Origin of the sequence: Streptomyces sp. NPDC057638, from assembly GCF_042800315.1 — a bacterium.
Taxonomy (GTDB): domain Bacteria; phylum Actinomycetota; class Actinomycetes; order Streptomycetales; family Streptomycetaceae; genus Streptomyces.
The window spans coordinates 1-10,574 of sequence record NZ_JBHVHF010000288.1; the positions used below are offsets into that span (position 1 = coordinate 1).

The 10,574-nt window shown below is 72.2% G+C and carries 6 protein-coding genes; 3 read left to right on the forward strand and 3 right to left on the reverse strand.

All coding sequences use genetic code 11. The features are described from left to right. The 3 genes from ACFVIM_RS28265 to ACFVIM_RS28275 form a co-directional block, all read right to left on the reverse strand. Positions 1-1,074, reverse strand: a 1,074-nt coding sequence (locus tag ACFVIM_RS28265; RefSeq protein ID WP_384307001.1) for an alcohol dehydrogenase catalytic domain-containing protein, incomplete at its 3' end; no start/stop codon positions are given. A 158-nt stretch (positions 1,075-1,232) separates the two neighbouring features. Then, on the reverse strand, positions 1,233-2,708 hold the full coding sequence (locus ACFVIM_RS28270) for an aldehyde dehydrogenase (protein WP_384307004.1): 1,476 nt from the start codon (positions 2,706-2,708) through the stop codon (positions 1,233-1,235). Between the two features lie 242 nt (positions 2,709-2,950). After that, on the reverse strand, positions 2,951-4,648 hold the full coding sequence (locus ACFVIM_RS28275; protein ID WP_384307007.1) for a class I adenylate-forming enzyme family protein: 1,698 nt from the start codon (positions 4,646-4,648) through the stop codon (positions 2,951-2,953). A 514-nt stretch (positions 4,649-5,162) separates the two neighbouring features. Between ACFVIM_RS28275 and ACFVIM_RS28280 the strand changes: the two genes are divergently transcribed. The 3 genes from ACFVIM_RS28280 (at position 5,163) to ACFVIM_RS28290 (ending at position 10,534) form a co-directional block, all read left to right on the forward strand. Beyond that, positions 5,163-6,293, forward strand: a complete 1,131-nt coding sequence (locus ACFVIM_RS28280) for a PPK2 family polyphosphate kinase (protein WP_384307010.1) — start codon at positions 5,163-5,165, stop codon at positions 6,291-6,293. Then, positions 6,290-9,046 carry a cation-translocating P-type ATPase gene (locus tag ACFVIM_RS28285; RefSeq protein ID WP_384307012.1) on the forward strand — a complete coding sequence of 919 codons (2,757 nt, stop codon included), beginning with the start codon at positions 6,290-6,292 and terminating at the stop codon, positions 9,044-9,046. Before ACFVIM_RS28280 ends, ACFVIM_RS28285 begins: the two co-directional genes overlap by 4 nt. Before the next feature lie 309 nt (positions 9,047-9,355). Further along, positions 9,356-10,534: a DUF418 domain-containing protein gene (locus ACFVIM_RS28290; RefSeq protein WP_384307014.1), complete on the forward strand. Its 1,179-nt coding sequence runs from the start codon at positions 9,356-9,358 to the stop codon at positions 10,532-10,534. Positions 10,535-10,574: the final 40 nt, after the last annotated feature.

Sequence of the window (10,574 nt, forward strand, 5' to 3'; positions counted from 1 at the left end):
GACGATGTCGATAACCGTGCGCAGGGCCTCGCCCGAGTGCATCTGCCGGATGGCCTCGTTGATCCCGCTGAGCGGGACATGGTGCGTGATCATCGATTCCAGGTCGATCCGGCCCGCGCGCCACAGGTCGATGATGGTGGCGTACGTACGGCGGACGTCCCCGCCCCCGTAGAAGGACGGCAGTACCTTCTTCTCGTTGAGGACCAGCTCGGCCAGGTTGAGGTCGGTCAGATCGGTACGGGCGCCCGCGCCGACGAGGACGACGGTGCCGCCCATGCGGGTCGCGTCGTACGCGGCGCGCAGGGTCACGGCCTTGCCGACGGCCTCGAAGGCGTAGTCGAAGCCGATGCCTCCGTTCACCGTCCGCGCGGCCTCGGCCAGTTCCTCGGGGGCGATGGCCTCACTCGCGCCGAACCCGAGCGCCATCCGCCGCCGGTTGGGCGTCGGGTCGACCGCCACGATCCGGGCGGCGCCCGCGACCTTGGCGCCCTGGATGACGCTGACCCCCACTCCGCCCAGCCCTATGACGGCGACCGACGAGCCCGGCCGCACCCGGGCGGTGTTGAGCGCGGCGCCTATGCCCGTGGTCACCCCGCAGCCGATGAGCGCGGCGATGTCATAGGGCACGTCGTCGGGGATCGGGATCGCCGCGTGGCCCGCGATGACGGTCTCCTCCGCGAAGGTCCCGGCGCCCATCATGCCGGGCAGCGCGGTCCCGTCGTCCTGGAAGTTGGGCGTACCGAGGGCCGCGAAGCCGCTGCGGCACAGATGGGTGTCGCCGGTGGCGCACATGGGGCAGGAGTCGCACGGCGGCATCCAGCAGACGATCACCCGGTCCCCGGGCCTGACATGGGTGACGCCCTCCCCGACCTCCACGACCTCGCCCGCGCCCTCATGGCCGGGCACGAACGGGGCGGGGTGGGCGAGGACCCCGCTCATCGCGGACAGGTCGGAGTGGCACAGCCCGGCGCGGCGCATACGGACCCGGACCCGCCCGGGTCCGAAGGAGACGGGACTGACCTGGGCGACGTCCAGGGTCTGATCGCCGGTGGCGCGGAGTACGGCAGCGTGCATGGGCTCTTCTCCTCGTGGTGCGTCGGGGTTCTCCCGCGCGGGCGGGTGCGGGTACTGCTGGGGGAACGGTTCAGGGGCTGTTCGGGGACTGCTCCGGAACGGGTCAGGCACTCCCTTGGCTCAGGTCAGGCACTGCCGTGGCTCAGGTCAGGCACTGATCAGGCCGGGTCAGGCGCGGGCAGATGGATGGTCTTGGTCTCCTGGTACGCGGCGAACCCCTCGGGCCCGAACTCGCGGCCGATGCCGGAGTCCTTGTAGCCGCCGAAGGGCCCGGCGACATCGAAGCGCTGGCAGTTGACGGAGTACGTGCCCGTACGGACCCGGCGGGCGAAGGCCGTCCCACGCTCCGTGGTGCCCGCCCAGACGGTCCCGGCCAGCCCGTACGCGGAGTCGTCGGCGATCCTCAGGGCGTCCTCCTCGTCCTCGTACCGGATCAGACAGACCACCGGCCCGAAGATCTCCTCGCGCGCGATCCGCATGCCGTTGTCGACATCGCCGAAGAGGGTGGGTTCCATATACCAGCCGGTGGTGAGGTGCTCGGGGATCCCGCCGCCGGTGAGCAGCGTGGCGCCCTCCTCCCGGCCGGTCCTGACATACGCCAGGACCCGTTCCCGCTGGCGCTCGCTGACCAGGGGACCGAGCTGGGTCCCCGGGTCGGCGGGGTCGCCGACCCGCAGGGCGGCGACGGCGGCGGTCAGCCGGGCGGCGATCTCGTCGTAGCGGGACGCCGGGGCCAGCACCCGGGTCAGGGCGACACACGCCTGACCGCTGTTGACGAACGCGCCCCCGACCACCGCCGGGAGGGCGGTGTCGAGATCCGCGTCGTCCAGCAGCACGGCCGCCGACTTGCCGCCCAGCTCCAGGGTGATCCGGGTCAGGTTCGCGGCCGCGGCGGCCATGATGGCCTTGCCCGCGGCCACCGAGCCGGTGAACGCGACCTTGTCGACACCGGGGTGGGAGACGAGATACGCGCCGGTCTCCCGGTCGGCGGGCAGCACACTGAGCACCCCCTCGGGCAGCCCGGCCGCCGCACACACCTCGGCCAGCAGAAAGGCGTCCAGCGGGGTCTCCGGCGACGGCTTGAGGATCACCGCGCACCCCGCGAGCAGCGCCGGGGCGAGCTTGGCCGCGATCGTGAGCTGGGGCACGTTCCAGGGGGTGATCGCCGCGACCACGCCCACCGGCTCCCGGCGCACCAGCAGCGGACCCGTCAGGCCGGGCCGTTCCTCCTCCTCGGGCAGCCGGGCGGCGACGGCCAGGGCGGCCGCGAAGGCGCCGACCGCGCTGAGTGCCTGCCCCCGGACGGCGAAGCCGATCGGGGAGCCGTTCTGCCGGGAGATCAGTTCGGCCAGCTCCTGGTGCCGGGCGAGCAGCCCGTCCTTGATCCGGGTGACGATCTCCGCCCGTTCGGCGAGCGTCATCCGGGGCCAGGGCCCCTGGTCGAACGCCTCGCGCGCCGCCTCGACGGCCCGGTCGACATCGGCGGGGGCCGCGTGCGGGACCCGGCCGACGAGCTGACCGGTGGCCGGGGAGCGTACGTCGATGGTGGCGGACGCGGCGGCGGAGGTGGCGGGGGCAGACGCGGCGGGGGCGGTCCAGCGCCCGCCGATGAACACCGACTCGTACTCGATCATATGTATTCCCTGTGCTTTCACGGTGGTTCGGGACCAGAGGAGCAGTTCCGCACACGCCTTCATGGGCCGCGCACGCGGAGACGGGAGAGACGCGGGAGGGGGGACGGGCCCGACAGCCCGGCCGCCGCCCGGGACAGAGCGCGGCACGGCTCGGGGCCGGGCGTACGACAGCCCACCGCCGGGCGGCGTCAGGGCTCAGGGCCTGACCCGCGCCGTCCCGGGGCCTGGCCCGCGCCGCTGGATCAGCGGGCGAGGCGCTCACGGAGAGCGGACTTGAGGATCTTTCCGGTGGGGGTCAGGGGAAGCGCGTCGACGATATGCAGCTCGCGCACCTTCTGGTACGGGGCGACCCGCTCGGCGACATGGTCCAGCACCGAGCGGCTGAACTCCGGGTCACGCGCGGCACCGGGAGCCACCGACGCGTCGAGGACGACGAAGGCCACGGGGATCTCGCCCGACGAGGGATCGGTACGGCCGACGACGGACGCCTGCGCGATGGCGGGATGCGCGCACAGCACCTCCTCCAGGGGCTGCGGATAGACGTTGTAGCCCTTGTAGATGAGCATGTCCTTCGCCCGGCCCGCGAGGAAGAGGAAGCCGTCGTCGTCGAGGTGGCCCAGATCCCCGGTGCGGAGCCAGCCGTCGATGAACTGGAGGGCCGTCAGCTCCGGGTCGCCCTGGTAGCCGTCGGCGATCTGGGGGCCGCGCGCCCAGATCTCACCGGTGGCGCCGGGCGGCAGCACGGTCGCGCCGTCGTGATCGCGGATCTGGAGTTCGGTGCCGGTCAGGACGGGCCCGACACTGCCCGGCGGGGTCGGGGTCCCGGCGCCGGGGCAGGTCATGGTCAGGCCCATGGTCGCCTCACTCAGTCCGTACCCCTCGTTGACGGCGGCGCCCGGCATGGCCTGACGCAGTGCCAGCAGGGCCGTGGTGTCGATGGGGGCCGCGCCGGAGGTGACCATCCGTACCGAGGACAGGTCACGGCGGCCGAGTTCGGGGCTGCGCAGCATGCCGTAGTACATCGCGGGCGACCCCGACATATGGGTGACCCCGTGGGCCTCGATGTCGATGAGGAACCGGTCGGCGTCGAACCGGCCGCCGGTGATGACCGAGGTGCAGCCGAGCAGGGTGTTGGCGTTCTGCCCGACCAGGCCGAGTCCGTGGAAGAGGGGCGCGATGGCGATGGTGGCGCCCGTGCCGGGCACCAGCGCCCGGGGCGCGGGGTCGGCCACCCGTACCAGCCGCAGACCGCCGCTCCCGTCCGGCTCGGGCAGGGCGCAGGCGCGGTGGCACATGGTCTGGAGCACATTGGCGACGAGATTGCGGTGGAGCACCCGTACCGCCTTGGCGCGCCCGGTGGTGCCACCGGTCAGCTGGAGGTGGGCGACGGCCTCCGGGTCGACGGGCTCGGCCGACCCGTCCAGCGGGGCCGCCGCGAGCAGCTCCGTGAGGGGGACTGACCCCTCGGGCGGGACCGTCCCCTCCGGCACGGGGGAGGCGGCGGAGCCGGGTACGTGTACGAGGAGACGGACCGCGTCCGGCACGGCCCCGGCCAGCACCGCCGCGTTGGCGGGGTGGGTGATGACGGCGCGGGCGCCGCACTCCACGAGCTGTCGGCGCAGCGCCGGGGCGGGCTGCGCCGGGTTGATCGGCGCGACCGCGAGTCCGGCGCACAGGGCACCGTAGTAGGCGACGATGTACCAGTAGGTGTTGGGCATGTGCAGGGCGACCGCGTCCCCGGGCCGCAACCCCCGCTCCCGCAGCCCGCCCGCCGTCCGCCGCGCCGCCTCCCACAACCGCGCGTACGTCAGGGACTCGGCCCCGTCCACCAGCGCCGGCCGCCCGGGGTAGGCCCGTGCGCTGCCCGCGAGGAGGGCGTCCGCGCCCACGGCGGGGATGGTCAGGGTGGTGGGCATGTTCGGGTGCCTGACACGGGCCATGAGAGCTCCTGAGAACGGTCAAAGTGAACTGGCGCTGATGTCTGCGGCGACGATGAATCGACTCGGGCGAGGAGGGGTGAGGGCCATGAAGACATCGTGAATGAGTAAGTGAAGCGGCGTTTTTCGGACCACCCACGCCAAGGAAGTTAATTCACGCTAACGTTCATGTCCATAGTCGGGACGGCCTGACGACCCGGCGGTCCCGGCCCCGGGCCACCTGGTTTCCGGCGCCCGCGCCCTCACCCGAACGGCCGTCCGCCCCTTGCCCGCGCCGCCGCCGCGACCGACGGTGGCGGTACCCGTACGGGTCGGCGGCGCCGACGCACCGACACGCATCGGCCGGCCTCGACCGGGCCGGCGTACCCGCGGCTGCCGACCGTACCGGCGTACACGCGCGGACCGAACGTGGCGGCGTACCGGCAGCGGGCCGACCGTACCGGCGTACAAGACGTACCGACGTACAGCCGTACCGACGTACAGCCGTACCCACAGCGGGGAGCAGGAGGCAGCGGCCATGGCGGACAAGAGGGCGGCACGTATCGCGGACTTCATCGCGCCCCTGCGGGTGGCGCCCGGCTCCACCGTCGATCTCGCCCGGGACTTCGACCCCCGCTACAAGGCCCATCTCGACCGCGCCCAGGGTGAGGACCTGTTGCGGCGCGGCGTGGAGATGCTGGCCGAGTACCAGCCCCGGCTGGCGGCCCAGGACACCTATGGCGTCCTGGTCTGTCTCCAGGCGCTGGACGCCGGGGGCAAGGACGGCACGATCCGGCATGTGATGAGCGGGATGAACCCGCAGGGCGTGCGGGTCAGCAGCTTCAAGGTGCCCTCGGCCGAGGAGCTGGACCACGACTTCCTGTGGCGCTACGCGCGCAGGCTCCCCGCCCGGGGCGACATCGCGGTCTTCAACCGCTCGCACTATGAGGAGGTCCTGGTGGTCCGGGTCCACCAGGAGGTGCTCGACCGGCAGCGGCTGCCGCCTCCGGCCCTGCGCCCGGGGATCTGGAAGCGCCGCTACCGGGAGATCAACGACTGGGAGCGGCATCTCACCGACAACGGGTTCCAGGTCGTGAAGATCTTCCTCAACCTCTCCCGGGAGGAGCAGCGCCAACGCTTTCTGAGCCGGATCGACCTGCCGGAGAAGAACTGGAAGTTCTCGGCGGCCGATGTGCGCGAGCGCCGCTACTGGGATGACTACCAGCGCGCCTTCTCGGAGATGCTGTCGGCGACGAGCACACGGTGGGCGCCGTGGTACGTGGTCCCGGCGGACCGCAAGTGGTTCGCCCGTATCTGCGCCGCCGCCGTGCTCGTGCACACCCTCACCGAGATCGACCCGCGCTATCCCACGGTCAGCGCCGAGGCCCGCGGGCAACTCCAGTCGGCACGACGGGAGCTGGAGCGGGAGGCGCCCGGCGCGGACCCGAAGGCCAAGGACGCCACACACACCAAGGGCACGCGGAGCGCCAAGGCGGCCAACACAGGCAAGGCAGGTAAGGCAGGCAAGGCGACCAAGGCAGTCAAGACAGCCAAGGAGAGCAAGAAGAGCAAGGCCGCCGGGAAAACCCCGGGCAAGGACTCCCCGGCAGCCAGAAACGCCAAGACCGCCAGGAACACCACAGCAGCCTCCAGGAAAGGCCCGCGATGAGCGCCCCCGCCGACGGTACGGACCCGGACCCCGGGCGCGCCACACCCACCGCCTGGTACACCCGCACCCCCGAGGAGGTCACCACCGCCTTCGCGGTGGACCCGGCCACCGGCCTCACGGCGGCGCGGGCGGCCGGGCTGCTGACGGAGCACGGGCCGAACGCCCTCCCCGAGGAGCAGCCACGCCCCGCCTGGCGGCGCTTCCTCGACCAGTACCGCAGCTATATGCAGATCATCCTTGTGGCGGCGGCCGCCGTCTCCCTGGCCATCGCCCAGTGGACCACCGCGATCCTGCTGGCCCTGCTGACCCTGCTCAACGCGGTCGTCGGGCTGCGTCAGGAGGGCAAGGCGGAGAGCGCGATGAACGCGCTGAAGTCGATGATGAAGGCAACCGCGCGGGTACGGCGCGACGGGACCGAGTCCGAGATCCCCGCCGAGGGACTCGTCCCCGGCGATGTGGTGCTGATCTCCGCCGGGGACCAGGTCCCCGCCGACGGACGGATCGTGACGGCCAGCGCCCTCCAGATCGACGAGTCCGCGCTGACGGGCGAGAGCGTGCCCGCCGCGAAGGACGGCGGCACCCTGCCGGAGGGCGGGCTGAGCCCCGGCGAACAGTCCAGCATGGCCTTTATGAACACCCCCGTCACCCATGGCAGCGGGGTGCTCGTCATCACCGCCACGGGCGCCGGGACCGAACTCGGCCGGATCTCCGGTCTGCTCTCCACCACCCGCAGGGAGGAGTCACCGCTCACCCGTCAGCTCAACAACCTGACGCTGTGGATCGCGGCGGCGGCCGGGCTGACGATGGTGGTGATGTTCGTGCTGGGCCGCGCCCGGGGCCAGGCCTGGGACACGCTCTTCATCAGCGCGGTCTCCCTGGCCATCGCCGCCATTCCCGAGGCCCTGCCCACGGTCACCCAGGTGATCCTCTCCGTCGGCGGGCTGAGCCTGGCCCGGCGCGACGCCATCGTGAAGGAGCTGCCGTCGGTCGAGACACTGGGCTTCACCTCGGCCATCAACTCCGACAAGACCGGCACCCTGACCATGAACCAGATGACCGCCGTCGAGGTGGTCAGCCCCACCGACCGCTACACCGTCTCCGGTACCGGCTATGGACTCGACGGGCGGATCCACCGGGCGGCGGGATCCACGGCGAGCGTCGAGGACGCCATCCTGCCGTTCCTGGTCGCCAGCGACGCGACCCTGGCCGACGGCCGGGTGGTGGGGGATCCCACCGAGGGCGCCCTGCTCGTCCTCGGCCACAAGGCGGGGCTGGACGTGGCCGCCACCCGGGCGCGCTTCCCCCGGCTGGCGACGCTCCCGTTCGACCCCGACTACAAGCTGATGGCCACCTTCCACGAGGCGACCGACGACGCGGGCGCGCCGGTGGTGCGCTGCTTCGTCAAAGGCGCGGCCCCGGCGGTACTGGCCCGTGCGACCACCGCCCTCGCCGACGGGCGGAGCGTGCCCTGGGACGAGGAGCTGAGCTCACGCGCCCGCGCGGAGACCGAGCGTATGGGCGGCGAGGGCCGCCGGGTGATGGCGGCGGCGGCCCGGGATCTGGACCCGTCGGCGTTCGACCCCGGCGGCGAGCTCCTCCCCTATGTCACCGGCCTCAGGGTGACCGCGCTGGTCGGCATGGTCGACCCACCGCGCGCGGAGTCACGGGCCGCCGTCAGCAGCGCCCGGGACGCCCATATCCGGGTACGGATGGTCACCGGCGACGATGTCACCACCGGCGCCGCCATCGCCCGGCAGCTGGGGATCCCCGGGGAGGCCGTCCTGGGCGCGGACTTCGCGTCCTGGCCGGAGCGGGAGCGGCTGGAGCGGATCGACTCCATCGGGGTGGTGGGGCGGGTCGCCCCCGAGCACAAGGTGCTGCTCGCCGAGACGCTGAAGAAGAAGGGCGATGTCGTGGCGATGACCGGTGACGGCGTCAACGACGCGCCCGCGATCAAGGCCGCCGACATCGGGATCGCCATGGGCAGCGGCACGGATGTGGCCAAGAACGCCAGCCGGATGATCCTGTCCGACGACAACTTCTCCACGATCGTCTACGCGGTGGAGGAGGGCCGCAAGCTCTATGACAACCTCACCAAGTACATCCGGTTCGTACTGCTGTTGCTGGTGGCGTTCGTCCTGACCTTCCTGGGCGCCACGATCTTCAACATCGCGGCCGGGGAACCCTTCACCCCGGCCCAGGTGCTCTGGGTCCACTTCATCGTCAACGCGCCCTTCGGCTTCGCGCTCGGCTTCGACCAGGAGAGCCCGGGGCTGATGCGGCGCCGACCGCGCCCGCGCGGTGAATCCGTGCTGACCGGGCCGCTGTTGCTCACCGTCGGACTCGCCGGACTGGCCCTGACCGTGCTGCTGCTCTCGCTGATCACCCTGGGCCAGCACCACTTCGGCAGTCCCGCGGTCGGCAACTCGATGGCGTTCACCGCGTTCGCGCTCTGTCTGATCGTGGCGGCCTTCGAGTGCCGCAGTGAGACGGAGTCGGTGCTGCGGGCCTCCACCTTCGACAGCAAGCAGATGAACTGGGCGGCCCTCGGCGAACTCGCCCTCGCGGTGCTGGTGACGCAGGTGGACGGCTTCCGGCGGATGCTCGGCACGACCCAGCTCAGCCTGCGCCAGTTCGGCTGGGCGGTGCTGGCGGCCCTGGTGCTGCTGGTCGCCTGGGAGACGGCGAAACTCCTCGCGCGCCGGGTCCGCCGCCCGTCCCCCGAACCCGAGCCGGAGCCCGTACCCGCCTGACCGTCAGAACATCCGCCCGGCCGTCAGAACACCCACCCGGCCGCCGGAACACCCGCGCGATCTCCAGGGCACCCTCCTCGCCGCCGGAACACCTGCCTGACCACCGGGACCTGACGCCCGCACCAGACGCCGACGACGACGAGATCAGCTACGGGTCCCCGCGCCCCTCAGGCGACATCAGCGCAGGTCAGCGGAGCGGCCTCCGCCACACGTAGCGGCCCGGCCGCGGCACGGTACATCCTTCGGCGTAGCACCGGTCTCATCAGGAGGCAGGACGATCGCCTCCGACCCGCCCGGGACGATGGTCACATGACCCAAACGCTCCGCCCCGCGCCGGTGACGGCGGCCCCACGGGCGGCCAGGCTCCCCCTGCTCGACGTCCTGCGCGGTGTCGCCATCCTCGGCACCCTGCTGACCAATGTCTGGATCTTCACCAGCCCCGGATCCGAGTGGGGGGTGCTGGCCGGGGGCTTCGGGGAGAACGGCTTCGACTCCCTGCCGGTCGCGGTGGAGACCGTGGCCAGGCTGCTGGCGAACGGCAAGTTCCTGGCCATGCTCACGGTGCTGTTCGGCGTCGGTCTGGCGATCCAGTACGCCTCCGCCGAACGGCGCGGACAGCCCTGGCCGGGGCGGTATCGCGGACGGGCCCTCTTCCTCTTCGCCGAGGGCACGGTGCACTTCGTCCTCGTCTTCGCGTGGGATGTGCTCATGGGCTACGCGGTGACCGCGCTGCTGGTGGCCTGGCTGCTGGCCCGGAGCGAACGCGCCCAGCGCCGGGTGATGTGGTGGGCGGCCGGGGCGCACCTGACTCTGATGGCGCTGCTGACGGCGGTCCTGGCGACGGAGGGTACGGGGAGCGGCGACCCCGTCTCCCGCACGGTGGTCGACCTCTACGCGCACGGCTCCTACGGGGAGCAGATCCTCTTCCGGCTGGAGAACGCGCTGGCGCTGCGGCTGGAGCCGGTGCTGTCCTTCGGGCTGCTGGTGGCGCTCTTCCTGCTGGGCGTCCGGCTCTTCCGCGCGGGGGCCTTCGCCGCCGACGGGACCGGGCGGCGGATCCGTGGGCGGCTGATGCTCTGGGGGCTTGGCGTGGGACTCCCCCTCGACATCGCCCTCACCCTGGCCGGTCCCGACTTCGCCCTGCTGAGCCGCTACGGAACGGCCCCGCTGACCGCGCTCGGCTATATCGGCCTGGTCGGGGCCGTGCTGGACCGGGTCAGCCGTCAGGGCCTGGTGCTGCGCGGCCTGACCTCGGTGGGCCGGACCGCGCTCTCCTGCTACGTCGCGCAGAACGTCCTGTGTGTGGTCGTCGCGTACGGGTTCGGTCTGGGCCTGGCCGGACGGTTCGGCGACGACGCGGGGCCCTGGTGGGTGCTGGCCCTGTGGGCGGCCGTCTGTCTGGTCCTGGTGGCGGGCTCGTCGCTGTGGCTGCGGCGCTTCGATACGGGACCGCTGGAGTCGCTCCAGAAGTGGGCGCTGCGGCGGTAACCGAGAGGGACCGCCCCCGTTCCCGGCCCGGGAACGGGGG